Annotated in this window: 14 protein-coding genes; 6 read left to right on the forward strand and 8 right to left on the reverse strand. The window is 72.4% G+C overall.

Going from position 1 to position 21,254, the window contains the following annotated elements:
* Positions 1–19: 19 nt before the first annotated feature.
* Together NOD94_RS07965 and NOD94_RS07970 are read right to left on the reverse strand one after the other, a co-directional pair.
* Positions 20–496, reverse strand: coding sequence for a nuclear transport factor 2 family protein (locus NOD94_RS07965; RefSeq protein ID WP_281205035.1), 477 nt, complete (start codon positions 494–496; stop codon positions 20–22).
* Positions 497–562: 66 nt separating this feature from the next.
* Positions 563–994: a hypothetical protein gene (locus tag NOD94_RS07970; RefSeq protein WP_281205036.1), complete on the reverse strand. Its 432-nt coding sequence runs from the start codon at positions 992–994 to the stop codon at positions 563–565.
* 137 nt (positions 995–1,131) lie between these two features.
* Between NOD94_RS07970 and NOD94_RS07975 the strand changes: the two genes are divergently transcribed.
* From NOD94_RS07975 to NOD94_RS07990, 4 genes are read left to right on the forward strand one after another with little or no spacing between them, the layout of a single operon-like run.
* Entirely contained in the window at positions 1,132–2,232 is a 1,101-nt protein-coding gene (locus tag NOD94_RS07975) for a substrate-binding domain-containing protein (protein ID WP_281205037.1), read from the forward strand.
* A complete protein-coding gene (locus NOD94_RS07980; protein ID WP_281205038.1) occupies positions 2,229–3,425 on the forward strand; it encodes a toxic anion resistance protein in 1,197 nt (398 codons plus the stop codon). Before NOD94_RS07975 ends, NOD94_RS07980 begins: the two co-directional genes overlap by 4 nt.
* Positions 3,426–3,484: 59 nt before the next feature.
* Positions 3,485–5,083 carry a VWA domain-containing protein gene (locus tag NOD94_RS07985; RefSeq protein WP_281205064.1) on the forward strand — a complete coding sequence of 533 codons (1,599 nt, stop codon included), beginning with the start codon at positions 3,485–3,487 and terminating at the stop codon, positions 5,081–5,083.
* Positions 5,070–5,675 (forward strand): hypothetical protein, encoded by a 606-nt coding sequence (locus NOD94_RS07990; protein ID WP_281205040.1) that lies wholly within the window; start codon positions 5,070–5,072, stop codon positions 5,673–5,675. The genes NOD94_RS07985 and NOD94_RS07990 overlap by 14 nt, the downstream gene beginning before the upstream one ends.
* A gap of 88 nt (positions 5,676–5,763) precedes the next feature.
* Here NOD94_RS07990 and NOD94_RS07995 read toward each other — a convergent pair whose 3' ends face one another.
* Complete coding sequence (locus tag NOD94_RS07995) at positions 5,764–7,623, reverse strand: phosphoenolpyruvate carboxykinase (GTP) (RefSeq protein ID WP_281205041.1); 1,860 nt, start codon at positions 7,621–7,623, stop codon at positions 5,764–5,766.
* A 239-nt stretch (positions 7,624–7,862) separates the two neighbouring features.
* Between NOD94_RS07995 and NOD94_RS08000 the strand changes: the two genes are divergently transcribed.
* Positions 7,863–8,579: a hemolysin III family protein gene (locus NOD94_RS08000; protein ID WP_281205042.1), complete on the forward strand. Its 717-nt coding sequence runs from the start codon at positions 7,863–7,865 to the stop codon at positions 8,577–8,579.
* 142 nt (positions 8,580–8,721) lie between these two features.
* Here NOD94_RS08000 and NOD94_RS08005 read toward each other — a convergent pair whose 3' ends face one another.
* The 5 genes from NOD94_RS08005 to NOD94_RS08025 form a co-directional block, all read right to left on the reverse strand.
* Positions 8,722–11,139 carry a galactose oxidase-like domain-containing protein gene (locus NOD94_RS08005; protein ID WP_281205043.1) on the reverse strand — a complete coding sequence of 806 codons (2,418 nt, stop codon included), beginning with the start codon at positions 11,137–11,139 and terminating at the stop codon, positions 8,722–8,724.
* 21 nt (positions 11,140–11,160) lie between these two features.
* Positions 11,161–12,342: a glycosyltransferase family 2 protein gene (locus NOD94_RS08010; protein WP_281205044.1), complete on the reverse strand. Its 1,182-nt coding sequence runs from the start codon at positions 12,340–12,342 to the stop codon at positions 11,161–11,163.
* Between the two features lie 6 nt (positions 12,343–12,348).
* Entirely contained in the window at positions 12,349–13,932 is a 1,584-nt protein-coding gene (locus NOD94_RS08015; protein ID WP_281205065.1) for a phospholipid carrier-dependent glycosyltransferase, read from the reverse strand.
* A gap of 107 nt (positions 13,933–14,039) precedes the next feature.
* A complete protein-coding gene (locus NOD94_RS08020) occupies positions 14,040–15,320 on the reverse strand; it encodes a glycosyltransferase (RefSeq protein WP_281205045.1) in 1,281 nt (426 codons plus the stop codon).
* 239 nt (positions 15,321–15,559) lie between these two features.
* Positions 15,560–17,629, reverse strand: coding sequence for a thioredoxin domain-containing protein (locus NOD94_RS08025; RefSeq protein ID WP_281205046.1), 2,070 nt, complete (start codon positions 17,627–17,629; stop codon positions 15,560–15,562).
* 212 nt (positions 17,630–17,841) lie between these two features.
* Between NOD94_RS08025 and NOD94_RS08030 the strand changes: the two genes are divergently transcribed.
* On the forward strand, positions 17,842–21,234 hold the full coding sequence (locus tag NOD94_RS08030; RefSeq protein ID WP_281205048.1) for a tetratricopeptide repeat protein: 3,393 nt from the start codon (positions 17,842–17,844) through the stop codon (positions 21,232–21,234).
* The last annotated feature ends 20 nt before the right edge of the window (positions 21,235–21,254 follow it).

Consider the following 21,254-nt stretch of genomic DNA (forward strand, 5'->3'; position numbering starts at 1 on the left):
CGAACTCGACCGCCGTCGCTCAGAGCACGGCGGCCCCGTCGAGCCCGGGCGGCAGTACCGGCGGGTTGCCCTGCGTCCAGGTGATGTGCAGGTCGGCGCGGTGGAGCCGCCAGCCGGCTGAGGTCCGCACCAGCTCGTTGTCCGTGCGGCCACCGGAGAGGAACAGGCCGCCGTCACCGGCGAGCACATGGGTGCTGAGCTGGTTCCCGCGCAGGGTCGCGCGGTCGCCGTCCACCTCGATGACGTAATTGCTCCCGAAGTGCACGGTCCGGTCGAAGGCGCGCATCGCGGTGCGCACGTTCTCAAGGACGGCGTCGCGCCCGCGCACGAGTCCCGCGGGGGTCTCGATGCTCGCGTCCTCGGTGAACAGCGATGCCGCCCACACTCCGTCGAACTTCCGTTCGTCGAGGGAACGCAGGTAGCGGTCGAACAGGTCGGTGATCTCGGCGCGGTCGGTCAGGGCCCGGATTTCGATGTGCAAGGTCTGGCTGTCCATACAGGTGATCCTGCGGCCTCGGGCGCGGCCGGAGCCGAGCGGGAAGCAGAGTTTGTCACAAGCCCCCTAGCGGGGCTCCGGAACGGGTTCCGTCGCCGCGACCCCGCACCAGGGAACCGTGGCCGGGGGCCAGACCGGGCCGAGGGCCTCGCCGCGTTCCGTCGCGCCGGGGGCCACCCCGGGGATCTTCACCAGGGCCTGGGCCGCCCGGCCGCCGGGCTCCTCCCGGTCGCGGAACTCCACCGTGACGACGTACCCGCCCGCGCCGGCGTCCCGGCGGCCCGTCACCTCGACCACGCCCACCACGCGCCGACTCACCGGGTCGACGCGGCACGCGGTGACCCGTACGTCCTGGAGGACCGGGCCCGGCGGCGGCGCGGCGGGGCGGTCCTCGCCGCTGGCCCATACGTAGAGCCCCAGTGGGGCGAACACCAGCAGCCCGGCCAGCCCCACCAGACCGACGAGCCAGCCCTGCCACTTCAATGCCGTCACGCCCATGGGACGATCCTCCCGGCAGCCCGCCCCGCCCACCAGCACCCGCGGGCCCACACAGCATTTCGAAGTGGGACCGCCTGGACACCTGACGTTCATTCAACGCCGCGCGGAATGTGGGTTTCCGCGAGCACGCTGCACCCGTGAGACGCATCCTGGGAATCGCTCTGGCGGTCCTCCTGATCGGCGGCGTTATCGCCGTCATCGCCATCGGGGGCCGCGAAGCAGAGGGCACGGCAACGAAGACCGTGCGTGGCGTCATCGGATCGGAGAAGTCCGACTTCTTCCGCGATCCGGACGTCGTCAAAGCCCTTGCCGACAAGGGCTACACCGTGAAGACGGAGACCTCGGGCTCCTGGGCCATGGACCAACTGGCCCTCAAGGAGTTCGACTTCGCCTTCCCCAGCAGCAGTGAACCCGCGAAGGAGATCGAGGCCGCGGCCGGCGTCAAGGGCGCGCAGACCAGCAAGCCCTTCTTCTCCCCGCTCGTCGTCATCGCCCGCGCCAACGTCGCCCGGGTACTGACCGACAACGGGCTCGCGAGGATGACCGGGAAGAACTCCGGCACCCTCCTGATGGCCCCCTACCTGAAGGCCGCCGGCGAGGACCGGACCTGGCAGCAGCTGCCGGGCTCCGCCGCCCACGCCGAGCTGACCGGCACGGTGTTCATCAAGACCACCGATCCGGCCACCTCGAACTCGGGCGCGCTCTTCATCGCCGCCGCCTCCAACGTCGCCAACGGCAACACCGTCGTCGCCGACGACGCGGGCATCGCCCGGACCGCCCCGCTGATGCGGAAGCTGATCTCCGTACAGGGCGCCCTGGAGCAGAGCACCGACGACCCGTTCCGGGCGTTCATCAGCGGCAGCGGGGAGCCGTTGATCCTGGCGTACGAGTCGCAGGTCGCCTCGCTCATGCTGCAGAAGCAGGCCGTGGGGAACGCCGCCGACATGGTCGTCCTCTACCCGGACACCACGGTCAACTCCCCGCACACCTTCGTACCGATCAGCGAGGCGGCCAAGGACCTCGGGACGCTCCTGGTCGACGATCCGAAGCTGCGCGAGCTGGCGGTGCGCCACGGGTTCCGCCCGCAGGAGGGCGTCGCCGAGTTCACCGCCGCGACCGCGCCGCACTCCGGCTACCTCAACGCGGGGCTGACCGGCATCCGGCAGGTCGGCGCGCCGACCGTCAAGGTCCTGATGGCGCTGGCCGCCCGCGCCAAGGGGCAGGGGGACGCACCGTGACACCGACACCACCCACCGGCGGCGAGGACGCCCCGCTCGTCCTCACCGCGCCCGAGCCCGTCGCCCCCGTCCGCCGGGAGCAGGCCGCCGGCCTCGTCCCGCTGCAGGACGGGGTCCGCGAGGAGATGGCCCGCCGGGCCGGGGAGTACGTCGACTCGCTCGCCGCGATCGACGCCCGCTCCCCCGAGTTCGCGGGGCGGATCGGGGAGATCGCCGGGCTCGGTTCCGCCGACGTCCGCAGCGCCGCCCAGCAGTCGAACCGGATGCTGGAGCGGGCCGTGCGCTCGCTCGGCCGGGACGGCGACGGCGACGCCCAGGCCCGGGTCGCCTCCTCGCTCGTCGAGCTGCGCCGCACCGTCGAGGACCTCGACCCGCGGGACGCGCCCGTCAAGGGGGCCCGCCGGCTGCTCGCCAAGCTTCCGGGCGGCAACAAGCTGCGCGACCACGTGGCCCGGTACGCCTCCTCGCAGACGTCCCTCAACCGGATCGTCGGCGCGCTGCGCGGCGGTCAGGACGAGCTGCGGCGCGACAACGCGGCCCTGCACACCGAGCGGGCCCGGCTCTGGGAGACCATGGGCAAGCTCCAGGAGTACGCCGTCCTCACCGAGGCCCTGGACGCGGCCGTCGAGCAGCGGATCGCCGAGACCGGGCACACGGATCCGCAGGCCGCGGACGTACTGCGGGCGGACGTGTTGTTCCCGGTGCGGCAGAAGCACCAGGACCTGCTGACCCAGCTGGCCGTGTGCGCGCAGGGCTACCTCGCGATGGACGTGGTGCGGCGCAACAACGACGAGCTGATCAAGGGCGTCGACCGGGCCGCGACGACGACGGTCTCGGCGCTGCGGATCGCGGTGATGCTGGCGTCCGCCCTGGACAACCAGCGTCGGGTGACCGAGCAGGTCGACGCGCTGCGCGGGACGACCGAGGACCTGATCCGCGGCAACGCGGACATGCTGGCGACCCAGAGCGGGGAGATCCAGCGGATCGCCGCGGATCCGGCGGTCGGGGCGGAGACGCTGCGGACGGCCTTCGCCCAGATCTACCGGACGCTCGACGCGATCGACTCCTACAAGGTGCGGGCGACGGAGAACATGGCGGCGACGGTGGAGTCCCTGACCGGGGAGTTGCAGTCGGCGTCGGCGTACCTGGCCCGTACCCGTACGACGAGCGCACTGGAAGGCGGGGACCGATGAACGGCCGTACGGGACGACCGCGTGCCGCGCACCTGCGTGCGGCGCTCCTGCGTAGGCGGATGGCGGCGGCGGTCGCGCTCGCCGCGACCCTGCTCGGGGGAACGGCCTGCACCTCGGACGATTCCTCCGGCGGCCCCGGCGGTTCCGGGGAGGCGAAGCCGACGGCGTACAAGGAGGGCCGGCTGCGGGTACTGGCCTCCAGCGAGCTGACCGACATGGAGCCGGTCCTGAAGGCGGCGAAGACGGCGACCGGGGTGTCGGTGGACTTCACCTGGTCGGGGACGCTGGACGCGGTCGAGCAGGTCGCGTCGGGGAAGGCCGACGGGCGGTACGACGCGATCTGGCTGTCCTCCAACGACTACCTGAGGCTGCGCCCGGAGGCCTCCGCGAAGCTCGCCAACGAGACCCCGGTGATGTCCTCGCCGGTGGCGGTCGGGGTGAAGCCGCAGGCGTTGGCACGGCTGGGGTGGAAGCCGCAGGAGGTGACCTGGTCGGCGGTCGAGGAGGCCGTGGCCGCCGGGAAGTTGACGTACGGGATGACGGACCCGGTGCGCTCCAACTCGGGGTTCTCCGCGCTGGTCTCGGTGGCCTCGGGGCTGTCGGGGGCGCAGGCGGCGCTGACGGAGGAGGACGTGCGCACGGCGCAGCCGAGGCTGAAGGGGTTCTTCAACGGGCAGAAACTGACGTCGGGTTCCTCGGGCTGGCTGGTGACGGCGTACGCGAAGCGCGGCGACGTGGACGCGCTGGTGAACTACGAGTCGGTGCTGCTGTCGATGAACGACCGGGCGAAGGAGCCGCTGACGGTGATCCGGCCGAAGGACGGCGTGGTCACGGCGCACTATCCGCTGACGCTGCTGACGTCGGCCCCGGCCGGGGCGCGGGAGTCGGGGCGGGCGCTGACGGAGTACCTGCGGGGCGCCGACGCGCAGAAGGCGATCACGACGGGGACGTTCCGGCGGCCGGTGGCGGCCGGGGTGGCTCCGGCGGCGGGGTTGGACCCCGCGGTGCGGCGGGAGTTGCCGTTCCCCGGTTCGCGGGCGGTCGCGGACGGGCTGCTGGCCTCGTACGAGAACGAGCTGCGGCGTCCCTCGCGGACGGTGTACGTGCTCGACACCTCGGGGTCGATGGCGGAGGAGGACCGGATCGGGCGGCTGAAGGCGGCGCTCACCGACCTTACGGGGAGCGGGAGTTCGGGGCCGGGTCACAGATTCAGGGACCGCGAGGAGGTGACGTTGCTGCCCTTCGGTGACAAGGTGAAGAAGGTGTTGACGCACGTCGTCGAGCCCGGGAGCCCGGGGGCCTCCCTGGACGCGATCCGTGGTGACGTGGCGTCCCTCCGGCCGGAGGGGGGCACGGCCGTGTACGGCAGTCTGAAGGCCGCGTACCAGCACCTGGGGCAGGGGAACGCGGACGCGTTCACCTCGATCGTCCTGATGACGGACGGGCAGAGCGGTGACAAGGTGCAGGACTTCGACTCCTTCTACGCCGGCCTTCCCGAAGGCCGCAAGCACACGCCGGTCTTCGCGGTGCTGTTCGGTGACTCGGACCGCAAGGAACTGACCCACATCACGGAGCTGACCGGCGGGCGGCTGTTCGACGCGACCGACGGCAACGGCTCGCTCGACGGAGCCTTCGAGGAGATCCGTGGCTACCAGTAGGGCGCTCGGCTACCTGGAGTCGAGGAAGAACCTGGCCGGCTCGGCCTGTGGGGTGCTCGGGGTGGGGCTCGCGCTGGTCGGGGTGGCCGGGCCGTACTGGCCGGTGGTGGTCGCCGGGTTGTACGGGGCGGGTGCGCTGCTCGCCCCGCCGGAGCGGGTGCCGCTGCCGACGGTCCCGGATCCGGCGGAGCAACTGGGCGTGCTGCGCGGGGACTTCGGGCGTCTGCGGGAGTACCTGGCGGAGGTGGAGCTGCCGGCCGGGGCCGGGGGAAGGCTGTCGGAGCTGACGGAGTTGTACGGGGCGCTGCTCGCGCCGGGCTGGGTGACCGAGGTGTTGGCCGGTGATCCGGAGGCCGTGCACGCGTTGTCGCGGGCGATCCGCACGGACGTCCCGGAGTGCGTGGACACCTACAACCGGACGCGGTGGTGGACGCGGCTGGCGGCGGGGGGCGAGCCGCCGGAGCGGCACCTGGAGCGGCAGCTGTCGGTGCTGCTCGACGAGGCGGAACGCCTGACGGCGGACCTCCGCGAAGCAGAGGCCCGCCGTCAGCAGACGCACACGACCTATCTGGAAGAGCGCGGACGCTCCTGACAGACCAGGCAGGTCGGTGTGCAGCGGTGGGAACCGCTTGGTCGGGGGCTCCCACGTTCGTGGCCCCGGCAGTGGCGGGGCGGGGCGGTCAGCCCAGGCGCTCGACGAGCGCGTGGTACTGGTCCCACAGTTCCTTGGGGGTGTGGTCGCCGTAGGTGTTCAGGTGCTCGGGGACCAGGGCGGCCTCGTCGCGCCAGATGTCCTTGTCGACCGTGAGGAGGAACTCCAGGTCGGCGGCGGGCAGGTCCAGGCCGTCGGTGTCGAGGGAGTCGACGGTCGGCAGGACGCCGATCGGGGTCTCGACGCCTTCGGCGGTGCCGTCGAGGCGGCCGACGATCCACTTCAGGACGCGGCTGTTCTCGCCGAAGCCGGGCCACACGAACTTGCCCGCGTCGTTCTTGCGGAACCAGTTCACGTAGTAGATCTTCGGGAGCTTGGACTGGTCCTTGTCCTTGGCGACGTCGACCCAGTGGCCCATGTAGTCGCCCATGTTGTAACCGCAGAACGGCAGCATGGCGAAGGGGTCGCGGCGCAGTTCGCCGACCTTGCCCTCGGCGGCGGCGGTCTTCTCGGAGGCGATGTTCGAGCCGATGAAGACGCCGTGGTTCCAGTCGAAGGACTCGGTGACCAGCGGGACGGCGGAGGCGCGGCGGCCGCCGAAGAGGATCGCGGAGATCGGGACGCCCTTGGGGTCCTCCCACTCGGGGGCGATCGTCGGGCACTGGGAGGCGGGGACGGCGAAGCGGGCGTTGGGGTGGGCCGCCGGGGCGTCGGACTCCGGGGTCCAGCGGTTGCCCTTCCAGTCGATGAGCTCGGCCGGGGCCTCCTCGGTCATGCCCTCCCACCAGACGTCGGAGCCGTCCGGGGTGAGCGCGACGTTGGTGAAGACGGTGTTGGCGTACATCGTCCTCATGGCGTTGGCGTTGGTGTGCTCGCCGGTGCCGGGGGCGACGCCGAAGAAGCCGGCCTCGGGGTTGATCGCGTAGAGCCGGCCGTCCTCGCCGAAGCGCATCCAGGCGATGTCGTCACCGACGGTCTCGACGGTCCAGCCGGGGATCGTGGGCTCCAGCATGGCGAGGTTCGTCTTGCCGCAGGCGGAGGGGAAGGCGGCGGCCAGGTACTTGGCGGCCTCGGCCCCGCCCTCGCCGGCCGGCGGGGTGAGCTTGAGGATCAGCATGTGCTCGGCGAGCCAGCCCTCGTCGCGGGCCATGACGGACGCGATGCGCAGGGCGTAGCACTTCTTGCCGAGCAGGGCGTTGCCGCCGTAGCCGGAGCCGTACGACCAGATCTCGCGGGTCTCGGGGAAGTGCGAGATGTACTTGGTGGTGTTGCAGGGCCACGGCACGTCGTCCTGGCCCTCGGCGAGCGGAGCGCCGAGGGTGTGGACGGCCTTGACGAAGAAGCCGTCGGTGCCGAGTTCGTCGAGGACGGCCTTGCCCATGCGGGTCATGGTGCGCATGGCGACCGCGACGTAGGCGGAGTCGGTGATCTCGACGCCGATCGCGGAGAGCTCGGAGCCGAGGGGACCCATGCAGAAGGGGACGACGTACATCGTGCGGCCCTTCATGGAGCCGCGGAAGATGCCCTGCTCGCCCTGGCCGCCCTCCGCGCCGATGAAGAGTTCCTTCATCTCGGCGGGGGCCTTCCAGTGGTTGGTCGGGCCCGCGTCCTCCTCCTTCTCGGAGCAGATGAAGGTCCGGTCCTCGACGCGCGCGACGTCGGAGGGGTCGGAGGCGGCGTAGTACGAGTTGGGGCGCTTGGTCCCGTCGAGCTTCTTGAACGTGCCCTTGGCGACGAGCTCCTCGCACAGGCGCTCGTACTCGGCCTCGGAGCCGTCACACCAGACGACGCGGTCCGGCTGGGTGAGGGCTGCGATCTCGTCCACCCAGGAGATCAGCGCCTCGTGATTCGTCGGTACGGAAGTGGGAGCCGCGTTGTCGCGCGCCACGATTGCTCCTTGTTGAGGGGTTTGTTTGGTGTTTGCCCCGTGGGGGCTGCGACCCGGACGCTTCGCGCTCCGCTCATCCGGTGCCGACCGCACTCATCTGATCATCCGGTGGATGTGCGCATATGTCCAGGGGGCCTCTCACGTGAGCATGGCCACTCCCGTCAATCTTCCGTAAAGACGGCCTTCCGAAGATCGCGTGAAGACGGCTACCGGTGACCTACGGACCCGTAGGTAGCATGTTGGCCATGACTTCTGACGCCGCCGTTCCGGCCGCCGAGCCCTCCCCGGTCGTCGAGGCCGTCGAGGCGGTCGAGTCCGCCCTGGAGGCCAAGCCGTTGCTGCGCGGCTGGCTCCACCTGGGCATGTTCCCCGCCGTGATCGTGGCGGGGCTGGTGCTGATGGCCTTCACCGACACGACCGAGGCCCGGGTGGCCTGCGGGGTGTACATCCTCACGGCCTGCCTGCTGTTCGGCGTCAGCGCCGTCTACCACCGCGGTACGTGGGGCCCGCGCGGCGAGGCCATCCTGCGACGCCTCGACCACGCCAACATCTTCCTGATCATCGCGGGCACCTACACCCCGCTCACCGTCCTGCTGCTGCCGCCCTCCACGGGGCGGACCCTGCTGTGGGCGGTGTGGATCGCGGCCGCGGCCGGCATCGCCTTCCGCGTCTTCTGGGTCGGCGCCCCGCGCTGGCTCTACACCCCCTGCTACATCGCGATGGGCTGGGCGGCGGTCTTCTTCCTGCCGGACTTCATGCGGACCGGCGGCATCGCCGTGCTCGTCCTGGTGATCGTCGGCGGACTGCTCTACAGCGTGGGCGGCGTCATCTACGGCATGAAGCGCCCCAACCCCTCCCCCCGCTTCTTCGGCTTCCACGAGGTCTTCCACTCACTGACCCTGGCCGCCTTCGTCGCGCACTACGTCGGCATCTCCATGGCCGCCTACCAGCACTGACGCGCGGCGCGTGCGGGGGCCCGGTCGCGGTGACGCGGCCGGGCCCCCGTCGTTGCGGGCCCCGTCGTTGCGGGCCCCCTCGTTGCGGGCCCCCTCGTTGCGGGCCCCCTCGTTGCGGGCCCCCTCGTTGCGGGCCGCGGGCTCAGCAGGTGCGGCCGTCACCGTCCTGGTCGAGGCGCAGGGGGTCGCTGCCGTTGACCTTCATGCGCTTCGGGTAGCGGTGGGAGGCCAGCCACTCGCAGCGGGCCTTCGTCGTCGGTTTCACCTCCGCCGGGAAGCGGGTCGGTACGCAGACGGTCGCCGTCCCGTAGTGCCGGTCGCAGCCGGCCACGCTCGGCGCGACGGGCGCCGAGTCCCGCGGGGCGGGGTTCTTCTTCGGGGCGGCCAGCTCGTTCGCGAAGGTGTGCTCGTGTGCGGCGGGCTGCTCGTCGCGGGCCGCGAGGAGCGGGGCGCCGCCCAGGTGGACCCAGGTGGCGACGGAGGGGACGCCGGCCGCGTCGACCCCGAACAGCATGTACCAGCCGGGCGGCGCCAGGTTGGGGTTGCTGGTGACGTTGAGGTCGATGGTGGTGCCGTTGACCACGGTCATGGGGAGGTCGACGAACCGCTGGTTGGGGTCGGAGGAGTGGGTGACCGCCGCGGGGCGGATCAGTTCGGCCTTGGCGATGGGGCGGTCGACGGTGATCCGCTGCGTGTCCCCGTACACCCACTGCGTGTCGATCACCGAAGTGAGCTGCGGGCGCGGGCCCTTGAACAGGTAGGGCGGGGTGTAGATCGAGACGGCGTGGTTGTAGGTGCCGTTGCCCGGGTTGTCGCCGACGGACATGACCCGACCGTCGGGCAACAGGAACGCGCCCGAGTGGTAGGTGCGCGGGATCGGGTCGGTGGCCAGGCCCGCCTGGTAGGTGTTGCTGGTGGGGTCGAAGAAGGAGGCCTCGAAGACCGGGTCGGCGCGGTCGTGGAGGCCGCCGCCGGTCTCCAGCACCTTGCCGTCGGGCAGCAGGACGGCGGAGACGTACATCTTGCCCTCGGCGCCGGTCTGCGGGCGCTTGCCCGTGCCGGTGTCGACCAGGCCCTGCGGGAGGTCGGGGCCGGCCGTGTAGGCGGGTGCGGGCTGCTTCAGGTCGATGATGTCGGTGAGCCGGTTGGCCGCCGGGTTGGTCTCGTTGTTGCCGCCGCCGACGGTGAGGACCCGCTGGTCCTGGGCGGGGGGCAGCAGGACGCTCGCCGACTCGTCCCGCCGGTCCTTGTCGCGCAGGCCCGGTACGTCGGTGATGGTGTTGGCGTCGTAGTCGTAGACGGAGGCGCCGGTGCCCGGGGTGCCGTTGCCGAAGGTGTGGCTGCCCGAGTAGAAGAGCCGACCGTCCTGCATGAGGATCATCGACGGGTACAGGCCCCAGTACGACCAGGTCTGGTTGACCTGGTTCATCGGCAGCCACTTGTTCTGCGCGGCCGAGAACTTCTCCGCGGTGACGTTGCCCGTGGAGTCCTCCTTGAGGCCGCCGAAGGAGATGACGTCGCCGTTGCCGAGGATGGTGGCGGACGGGTACCAGTGGCCGCCGTTCATGTCGTTGGTCCGGGTGTACTGCTCGGTGGCCGGGTCGAAGACGTAACTGTCCTTCAGGCCCTGGTAGCCGACCGTGCCGTCCGCGGACGGGTATCCCTTGTTGCCGCTCATCACCAGCACCCGGCCGTCCGAGAGCTGCACGTGCCCGGAGCAGAACATGTCCACGGGCGTCGGGATGGTCCGGAACGTGCCGGCCACCGGGTCGTACACGGCGGAGGTGAAGCTGCCCGCGTTGAACCGGTCGATGTCGTTGCCCGAACCGGCGATCAGCAGCACCTTGCCGTTGCGCAGGACGACGGCGTGCATCGAACGCACGGGGTTCTGGGCCGGTATCACCTGCCAGGCGCCCTTGGCGCACTGCTCGGCCGTGCCCGTGCAGGTGGGCTGCGGCGGGACGACGCCGACCTCCTCCAGCGCGTAGTCGTCGGTGGTGAGGGAGCCCACGCCGTAGACGGACAGCCCCCAGGCGATCTTGTCGGTGTTGGGCGGGACGGCGGGCGTGCGGACCTCCGTGCGCGCCCAGGCGGCGCTGACCGGCGGGTTCTGCAGGTCGGTCCAGTACTGCCAGCCCGCGGTGGTGTCGTGCCGGAAGACGGTCACCGACACGTCCGGGGTGTTCGACTTGTACCAGGCGGACAGGTCGTACTGGCGGCCCGGGACGACCGTCGGGGCACAGGTGGTGTTCTCGGTGACGAGGGCCTTGCGGTCGCCGTCCACGCGGCGGGTGAGGGAGACCTTCATCGCCTTGGTGCCGGTGTGCGCGTCGGCGACGGTGGCGAAGGTGAAGTCGTTGTCGCCCCAGCCCGATTTCGACCAGCAGGAGGGCATGTCGGAGCCGGCCGCGCCCGCGGTCTCGAACCCCGGATTGCTGAGCAGGTTGGGCGGTCCGGCCGTGGCCTGCTGGGGTGCGGTGAGCAACAGGCCGGCGGTCATCGCCCCGACGGCCAGGAGGGCGGCCCGGCGCCCCGCCCTCCGTCGGATCTTCCTTCGCATGGAGTGTCCTTTCGTTGCGGCTCAGCTCCTGGTGGGGGCCGCCGCGCGGGATCCGCGCGGCAGGTAGACGAGCGCCTCGGTGGCGACGAAGCGCAGGACGAAGGTGGTGACGAGGGCGAGGGCGGTGGCGGGCAGGACCTCCAGGCCGAGCTTGCCGACGAAGAGCGCGATCAGCGGGATGCGCAGCAGCAGGTCGGCGTTGGCGAGGAGGGCGAACCGGCCCAGCCGGTCCGCCCGGTGGCGGTGGCGGCGGTCGCGGAAGAGGAGTTGCTCGATGAGGACGAAGTTCCACAGGACTCCGGCCTGGTTGGCGACGATCTCGGCCGGGAGGTAGTGCATGCCGGCGTGGGTCAGCAGCCACAGGGCGAGCAGGTTGGGGACGAACCCGGTGAGTCCGATGAGGCCGAAGCCGATCATCCGGGCGAGGGGTGCCGCCGAGCGCAGGGCGGCCAGGTGCGTGAGGAACCGCAGGCCTTCGCGGGCGGTGGACTTGGACTCCCCCGCGTACCGGTCCTGGAAGACGAAGGGCACCTCGGCGGTCCGCGCGGGCCGGCAGCGGACGGCGAGCTCCAGCAGGATCTTGTAGCCGAGGGGGCGCAGGGCGTCGGCGGTCACGGCCGTGCGGCGCATCGCGAAGAAGCCGCTCATCGGGTCGCTGATGCCGCGCAGGGCACGCGGGAAGAGGCCCTTGGTCAGCCACGTCGCGCCCCGGGAGACGGCGACGCGGTAGCCGCCGGCGAGGCCGGCGCGGCTACCGCCGGGGAGGTAGCGGGAGGCGACGACGAGGTCGGCGCCGGTGCGGTTGCCCTCGCCGACGAGTTCGGGGACCAGGTGCGGCGGGTGTTGGAGGTCCGCGTCCATGACGACGATCCAGTCGGAGGCGGCGCGTCCGATCCCGGCGACGACGGCTCCGCCGAGGCCGCCGTCGGGGCTCGCGCGGTGCAGGACGGTGACGGGGAAGGGGCAGTCGGCGGCGGCCTTCTCGATCACGGCGGGGGTGTCGTCGGTGGAGTCGTCGACGAACAGGACCTCGCAGGGCGGGTGGGCGGGCAGGGAGTCGGTGAGCCGGCCCAGTAGCTCCGCGATGTTCGCGGACTCGTTGAAGGTCGGGATGATCAGGGTGACGCCGCCGTCCCCGGAAGCCCGTGGAGCAGGGGCTTCCGGATCATCCAGGGCGTGCGGGGGCCACAGGTCCTCGCTCATGGTGCTTCAGCTCCCACTCTCGGCGTCGGTGCGGCGGATCTCGATGCGGTCCTCCCCGGTGCCGAAGACGGCCACCGGGGTCGAGTGCTCCAGTGCAGCCTTCACGGTGGGCAGGTCCGCGGCGTCACGACGCACGGTCGGCGAGGAGACGACGTAGTCGATGTCCCGCCAGCCGCCCGGCAGGGTCTTGCTGACGGCCGGGTCGAGGTCGGCCTTGTAGAACCAGATGGCGCCCGGTCCGGGTTCGAACCCGTGGTGGACGGCGTCGAGCCAGAGCGCGTCGTCGACGAGGACGCGGGTGTTCGCCGGGTCGGCGACCTCGCTGCCGAGCCAGGCGGCGGCCTGGCGGTAGGGGGCGTTGGCGTCGACGGTCAGCGCGGTGCGGTTGCCCTCGTACCAGCGCGGGAGCACGTAGAGGGCGGCGGCCGTGGCGAGGATGCCGATCAGCACCCTTCGGGTGTGGACCAGCGCTCGGCGCTCCCCCGGCGCGCGGTGGCGGCGCAGGACGGCGTGCGTGACGCTCGCCGCCGCGGCGGCGAGGACCAGGGCGAGGAAGGGCAGGGCCTGGATCACGTACATCGCGGGAAGGTAGCCGGAGGGGCGCATCGCGACGACCGCGAGGATCACGACGGCCAGGGCCGGTCCGGCGAGCGCGCGGGCGGTGACGGACCACCGTGTGGTGGCCAACAGGAGAACGGCGCCGGCCAGTCCGCCCAGCGGCAGGACGGTGTCGTAGTAGAGCCAGGACCGGAAGACCCCGTGCGAGCCGGAGCCGGGGTCGAGGATGAATCCGGAGCCGGGTCGGCCCATCTGGTAGGTGATGCCGTCGATCAGGGAGACGTGTCCGGCGCCGGGTAGCAGTTCGCCGTTGAGGAGGGCGAACAGCGGGTACGAGAGCCCGATCAGGGCGCAGGCGGTGACGGCTCCGGTGACGGCGAACTTGCGGGTGTCGCGGTGGCTGTGGCGCCACATCGTCACCAGCAGCGCCGGGAGCACCACCAGCATCGTCTCCTTGGTCAGGACGGCGGTGGCGGCCGCCAGTCCCGACCCGAAGTGGTGCCACAGGTGGCGGCTGGGGGACGCGGCGAGGCAGAAGGCCAGCAGCATCCACATGACGGCGAGGTTGTCGAGGAAGATCTCCCGCTGGAGCACCACGGAGAGCGGGGACAGCCCGAACAGCCCCATCGCCAGTCCGGCCGCCCAACGCGGCAGCCACAGGCGGCGGGCGAGGACGTAGATCAGTACGGAGCTGACCGCGGAGACGGCGAGCATCGAGAACCGCATCGGCGCGACGGTCATCGACTCGGGAACGAGCAGGGAGGGCAGGTACGTCAGCCCCGCGACCTGGATCCAGCCCAGCGGCGGGTGGTCGTACCAGTACGTGTAATGGGCGAGGCCCTCGCCCTGCTGGACGGCCCAGGCCTGGGCGAGGTAGGTGCCCTCGTCGTCGCTCAGGGTGGGGAAGTTGGTGATGTTCCAGCCCTGGACGAGGAGGATCGCCAGCAGCAGCGTCCCGCACAGCAGCAGGTCGGGGCGGGAGGAGCGGAAGCGGACGAGCGGGCGGGCCGGGGCGGGCGGACGGACGCCCAGGCCGCCGCGACCGCGTTGGGCGGGGACGCGCGGCTCGACGACGGCGGTGGCGGTGGCGGCGGCGGCGGTGCCGGGCTGGGGATCAGTGGCCGTGGGCAGGGTGGCGGTCACCGGTGGCTGTCCTCTCGGATCACGGTGGAGGCCGTCGCCCCGGTCAGGTGGGCGCCGGTGTGGCTGGTGAGTTCCCACTCGTTGCGGCCGCGCTGCTCGCGCCAGACCGCGCGGATCGCGGCGCCGGCGAGCATCACCTGGTAGAAGGGGCCGCCGACGACGAGCTTGAGGTAGTGCACGAACCGCACCCGCAGGCCGTACTGGCGGCCGAAATCGTGCAGCCCGACGATCTCGAACACGAAGGTCACCATCGCCGTGATCATGGGGAGGAAGGTGATGATCGCGACGCCGACCGGTACGTCGAGGAAGACCGCGACGGCGAAGTTGATCGGGATGATCACCCCGGAGGCCGCCTGCATGAACGGGGTCATCAGCGTGTAGCGGGCCAGCCAGCGCTGTCCGCGCCCGGGCAGCTGCTGCCAGTCCTTCTTGCGGTAGACCTGGAGGAAGCCCTGGTTCCAGCGGGTCCGCTGCTTGAGCAGGCTCATCAGGGAGCCCGGCGTCTCCTCCCGGGTGACCATGTCGGAGTCGTAGGCGACGACGACCTTCTTGCCTACCGAGGAGAGCCGCACCCCCAGGTCGCAGTCCTCGGCGAGGCAGTTCTGGTCCCATCCCCCGGCCTCGCGCAGCACCTCCGTCCGCACGAAGACGGTGTTGCCGCCGAGCGGGATGAAGCCCTTCTCGGCGTGCAGGTGCAGCCGGGAACGGAACCAGAAGAAGTACTCCAGGCAGTTGCGCAGGCTGTACCAGCTGGAGTGGAAGTTGATGAGCTGGACCCCGCCCTGCACCACGTCCGCGCCGGTGGCGCGGAACGCGTGGTCGACGTGGGAGAGCAGCTCCGGGTGGACCTGGTCCTCGGCGTCGAAGACCCCGACGATGTCGCCCCGGCAGTGCGGGAGGGCGGTGTTGAGGGCCTTCGGCTTGTTCTTGGTCTCGTGGTGGTCGACGACGACGCGCGCGCGTCCCGGCGCGCCGGCCTCGGCCCGCTCGGCGACGGCGGCCGTCTCCGGGTCGTCGTGACCGACGATGACGATGATCTCGTAGTCGGCGTGGCTCGATTCGAGCAGCCGGTCGATGGTGTGCTCCAGGACGGCCTGTTCGTGACGGGCCGGCAGCAGGAGCGAGAAGGCCAGCCGGCCGCCCCCGTCCGGACGGTCGAACCGTGTCGAGGCCAGCGTCTCGGGCGTGCGCCACGCGTGCATCTGCCACCACAGGGTGAACGCGGCCATCCAGAACAGCGCGAAGGATATGGAGCAGATGAACACAGAAGTGTACAAAACGTCCCCCACAGACATGCCGCAACCCCAGGCGGCGATCGGTGAACCCCCGGAGGCGGTGCGGGCCCCCCGGCCCGCCGCCTCCGCTTCCCCCCGGTGCGCACCCCCCAGTGCGCGGTCTCGGTCACTCCCGAAGCCTTGAGATTAGGCAGCCAAGATGAAGCTGAGGCGCCGCCCGGATAAAAACCACGTTTCCGAGTCGATGTGCGACAACCGGAATTGACGGTACTCCGGGTGCTTCAGGGGCGAATCGTGCCCAACTGCTCGGCAAGCTCGCCCGGTTCGGTCGTAGGTCGCGCGCAGACGAAGTGTCGGCACACATACGCCGTCGGAAGGTCGCGCACGAGTGTGCGCTCGGCCAGAAGGGGGAACTCGCCGCCGCTGCCGTCCGCCGCGCGCGGCGGACCCATCGCCACGACCGCCCCGGGAGCCGTCCCCAGCAACGCCGTCCGGTGCAGGGCGGCCCGCGCCGGATCCTCCGGATGCCCGACGACGGCCACCTCGCGCGGCCCGTCGACGAGCGCCTCGGCGACCGCCAGGCCGTGCCCGATGAAGCGCGGGGCGCGCGGCCCGAGGGCGTGCACCACCCCGAGCGCCCGCTCGGCCGCCGTGCGGTGGGCCACCGAGCCGGTGTGCGCGGCGTAGGACAGCAGCGCCCCCGCGGCGGCGGTCCAACCGGACGGGGCGGCCGTGTCGGTGGGGTCCTGCGGACGCCTGATGAGCTGCTCGGCGTCGTGCGCGGTGTCGTAGAGCGAGCCGTCCTCGGCGGTGAACCGGTCCAGGACCAGGTCGACGAGGAAGCCGGCGAATTCCAGCCACACCCCCTCACCGGTGACGGCGGCCAGCGTCAGGAAGCCCTCGGCGACGTCGCCGTAGTCCTCCAGCACCCCGGCGTTCGGACCGACCTCCCCGTCCCGGCTGGTGCGGGCGAGCCGGGCCTTGCCGTCCATGTGGACCCGTACGAGCAGGTCGGCTGCCTCGGTGGCCCGCTCGATCAGGTCCGGGCGCTCGAAGTACGCCCCGCACTCGGCGAGGGCCGCGATCGCCAGGCCGTTCCAGGCGGCCACGACCTTGTCGTCCCGTCCGGGCGCGGGCCGTGCGGCGCGGGCGGCGAGCAGCCGCTCCTCGATGCCGGCCAGCCGGTCGGCGTCCACGTCGGGGCCGCCCTCGGGGAACTGCAGGACCGAGGTGCCGTGTTCGAAGGTGCCCTCCTCGGTCACCCCGAAGTACGCCCGTGCCAGCGCCCCGTCCTCCTCGCCGAGCACCTCCGTCAACTGGGCCGGCGTCCAGGCGTAGTACGCCCCCTCGACGTGCTTCCCGGTGACCGGATCCGCGCTGTCCGCGTCGAGCGCCGAGGCGAAACCGCCCTGGTCGGTGCGCAGTTCACGGACCATGAAGTCGGCGGTCGCCAACGCGACGCGGCGGGCCAGGTCGGATCCGGTGCTGCGCCACAGGTGCGCGTACGCGCGGCACAGCAGGGCGTTGTCGTAGAGCATCTTCTCGAAGTGCGGGACCAGGGCCGCGCCCGGCCTCGGGCGCAGCACGTAGCGGTGGAAGCCGCCTCCCACCTGGTCGAACAGGCTGGAGCGGACCATGGCCCAGCAGGCGCCCTCCGCCATCTCGCGGGCGCCGTCCGAACCGGTCCGGGCGTGGTGGCGCAGCAGGAACTCGACGACCATGCTCGGCGGGAACTTCGTGTCGCCGCTCCCGAACCAGCCGCTCGCCGGGTCGTAGTCCCGGGAGAGCTGGAGCAGGGCGTTGGCCTGGGACTCGGCGGTCGGCAGTCCGGATCCGGCGCCCGAGCCGAGTTCGCGGCCCGCCAGGTCACGGGTGATCTTCTGCGCGACCTCGGCGACCTCGTCGCGGCGGCCGGTCCAGGCGGCCCGCACCCCTTCGAGGACCTGCGTGAAGGAGGCCATGCCGTGGCGGGGCTCGGGCGGGAAGTAGGTGCCGAAGTAGAAGGGCTCGCCGTCGGCCGTCATGAAGACGGACATGGGCCAGCCGCCCTGCCCGGTGGCCGCCTGCACGGCCTCCATGTAGACGGAGTCGACGTCGGGGCGCTCCTCCCGGTCGACCTTGATGTTCACGAAGTGCTCGTTCATGTAGGCGGCCGTCAGCTCGTCCTCGAAGGACTCGTGCGCCATCACGTGGCACCAGTGGCAGGAGCTGTAGCCCACGCTCAGGAACACGGGCACGTCGCGCCGGCGGGCTTCTTCGAACGCCTCCGGCTCCCAGGGCCGCCAGTCGACGGGGTTGTCGGCGTGCTGGAGGAGGTACGGGGACGTGGCGTGCGCGAGTCGGTTGGACATGTGCACATCCTTACGCACGCCACCGCGCCCCGCGCGGGTGCCACGAGGGGACGGCGGGGCGCGGGGGACGGGCGGTGCGGGTGGTGCGGCTGCCCACCGGTGTGATCGGTTGCACGCCAACTCCCTCTGAACTAGCTCAGATTCACTCGCGTTCGGGATCGTCCCGCAGGACACTTGGCGCACGTTTGCGGAGCTCTCCGAGGAGGATGCCGATGCGGGACAGCCATCGTGTCGAGGCCGAACGCCTGCTGGCCCGGGCCGTCGACGAGGAGGCCCGGCGCGGCGTGGCGGGCGCGCCCCTGCCCCCGGCCGTCAAGGAGGCACTGCTGGCGCGCGGGCTGGAGGCCCTGGACGGGATGGCCGCGGCGGCGGCCGAGGAGTACGGGGCGTACGTCCGCGCGCTGGACGAGGCCGCGGCCGGTGACCAGTCCCTCGGGGAGGCCTTCCGGCGGGGGAACACCTCGACGGCCCTGCTGGTGACGGCCGTCGCCGCCGTCGCCGCGGCGGGCGCGGACCTGGCGTTCGGTGTCGACGCGGGTACGGCGGTCAGCGCGGGCATCGTCGTGGGCGTCGCGGGGGCGGCCACGACCGTGGCGAAGGTGACCGCCCTGCACGTACCGGCCGCGAACCGGCGCGCCGGTGCCGCGGGCCGCCCGGGCGGGCCTGAACAGCTTCGGCTCCAGTGGCTGTCGGTGCTGGAGGTGCGCGGGATACGGCCCTTCCTGGAGCGGGAGCGCGCCGCGGCGGCGGCCGTACGGGTCCCCCCGCGCGGCCGGGCCACGATCGGCGGCGGGGCCGCGGCCGGGGCGGGAGCCGGCTCGGGGACGGGATCCGGGGTGAACGGCTCCGGGGCCGGCCCGAGCGCCGGAACGGGAACAGGACCGGCGTCAGGAACGGGAACAGGTACGGGAGCCGGAACAGGAGCCGCCCGCACGGCCCCCGGGGCCGGGGCGGTCCTCGGCAAGCAGCCCTCCGGCGGGGTCGCCCCGCTGCGCGGCACGGACCGCAGCGCGGAGGCCCGTCGGCGCAGCATGCTGGAGCAGTCGTTCGGGCAGCTCCCCGACGCCGGCGCCCTGTTCACGGGCCGGCGCGCGGAGCTGACCCGGATCGCGCAGTGGGTGCAGGCGGCCCGCGCGAGCACCGAGACCCGGCCGGTGGTCGTGGTGCTGCACGGCGAGCCGGGATCCGGCCGCACGGCCCTGGCGCTGCGGGCGGCGCACGCGCTGCGGGACCAGTTCCGGGGGGCGTGCCTGGTGGACCTGCGGGGAGGATCGGCGGCGCCGGAGGCCCCGCTGCCCACCCGGGAGGCGCTGCTGCACCTGCTGAACCGGCTCGGCGCCCCGCGCGAGCAGCTGCTGTTCCGGGAGGGGGCCTCGGCGGACCAGCAGGTGCGCCGGCTCGGCGAGCTGTACCACCAGCACCTGCGCGGGCTGCCGGTGACGGTGGTGCTGGACGACGCGGTGGACGCGGCGCAGGTGCGCACGCTCGTGCCGGAGCGCTCCGAGAGCCTGGTGCTGGTCACGGCGCGGGAGCCGCTGGAGCTGCCCGAGGACCTGTCGGCGTGGGTGCACCAGCTGCCGGTGGAGCGGCTGGCGGAGCCGGAGGCGGCCCAGGTGCTGCGGGAGGGCGCCCGGGCGGCGGGCGCGGCCGCTCCGGGCCCGGAGGCCGAGGCGGGGCTGTTGGAGCTGGGGGCCGGGCTGCCGCTGGCGCTGCGCGTGCTGGCGCCGCTGGGGGCGGCGCGGGCCTCCGACGGCGGGGACGGCTCGCTGGAGCACGCCCTGGACCTGGCGTACGTACGGCTGCCGCAGGAGCGGCGGCGGCTGCTGCGGCGACTCACACTGGCCGGGCGGACCTCGCTCGGCGCGTCCGCCGCGGCGGCGCTGACGGGCTCGGACCGGGCGGAGGCCGGGCGGCTGCTGCGCGACCTGGCGCAGGCGGGCCTGCTGGACCTCGTACGCGGGGAGCGGTACCGGATGCACGACGCGGTGCGCGCGTTCGCGGCGGCGCGGCTGGCGGCGGACGAGGACCGGGCGGAGGCGGCCGCCGCCCAGGAGCGGCTGATCCGGGACTACGCGCAGCTCGCGGACTCGGTGATCCGGATGGTCGACGGGAAGATGTCGACCCGGGCCAACCACTTCGGCGGGCACGGTTTCGCCTCTCTGGACGCGGCGCTGCGCTGGCTGGACGAGGAGTCCAGCTTCATCACGGCGGCCCTGCGGCACGCGGAGGACGTGGACCAGCAGGCGGTCCTGGACCTGTTGGGCGCGCTCTGCGACTTCTGTCTGCTGCGCGGGGACCTGTACCGGCTGGGGGAGATCAACGAGCTGACGCGGGCCGTGGACGAGGGGCGGATGGCGCGTTCGGTGCAGTGGCGCACCGGTATCGCGGCACGTCAGCTCGGCGAGCTGGACAAGTCGCGCACGACGCTGACCTCCCTGGTCGACCAGTACCGGGAGGCCCGGCAGGAGGCGGGGGCGGGGATGGCCCTGGTCTCGCTCGGGATCACCCTGCACCACCAGGGCAACCTGCCGGAGGCGGCGACCCGCATCCGGGAGGCGCTGGCCCTGCAGGAGGCGCCGGAGCTGGCGGGCGACCGGGCGTGGGGACTGCACGCGCTGGCGGCGGTGGAACGCGACCGGGCGCACCTGGCGGAGGCGCTGGCCCTGCTGGAGCGTTCGCTGGTGCTGCACCGGGAGAACGAGAGCGTGCACGGCGAGGCGTGGGCGCACTTCCAGCTGGGTCAGGTGTACCTGCGGCTCGGTGACGTGCCGCGGGCCGAGGCGGAGCTGGGCCGGGCCCTGGACCTGTACGGGCGCACGCGGGACGACCGCGGCCGGGCGTGGGCGCTGACCCAGCTGGGCCGGGCCCGGGTGGTGGACGGGGATCCGGGTCCGGCGCGGGAGCGGCTGAGCGACGCCCTGGCCCGGCACCGGCTGGCGGAGGACACCCGCGGGGAGGCGTGGACGCTGTACTACCTCGGGCAGGCGCTGGAGGAGGGCGGCGAGCGGGACCGGGCGGTCCGGGAGCTGGAGCGGGCGCGGACGATGTTCTCGCGGATGCGGGACGTGTACGGGCTGGCGCACGCCCGGCACCACTCGGGCCGGGTCACCCGCGACCAGCGGGCGGCGCAGACGGGGAACCTGCGGAACTCCGGCTTCGCCCGTCAGCTGCTGATGGACGCGCGGGCCGATTTCCGGCGGATCGGGCTCGCCCACGGCGAGGCGTGGACCTGCCTGGAGCTGGCGGTGGTGGACGCGGGCAACGCGCGGACCTCGCAGGCGCTGGGTCTGTGCGAGGAGGCGGCGCGCCTGTTCGCCTCGTACGGGGACCTGCGCGGCGAGGACTGGGCCCGCTTCCTGCGGTGCACGCTGCTGCCGTACGCGGACCCCGCGGACCCGGACGAGGCGCGGGCCGAGCTGTCCCGGCTGGTGGCGGCCCCGCATCCACTGCGCGACGGGCGGCTGGACGACTGCCTGGAGACGTACGGGGTGATCCTGGGGCGGGGCGTGGACCCCGCGGAGGGCTGGCAGGCGTGGCGGTTGGGCATGGTCCCGAACCTGCGCTCGCGGGAGGTCATGGGGGTACGGGTCCCACCACCTGCGTGAGCGGCCGTCCTCCGCTTCCG

Source organism: Streptomyces sp. Isolate_45, assembly GCF_024721315.2.
In the GTDB taxonomy this organism is placed as follows: domain Bacteria; phylum Actinomycetota; class Actinomycetes; order Streptomycetales; family Streptomycetaceae; genus Streptomyces.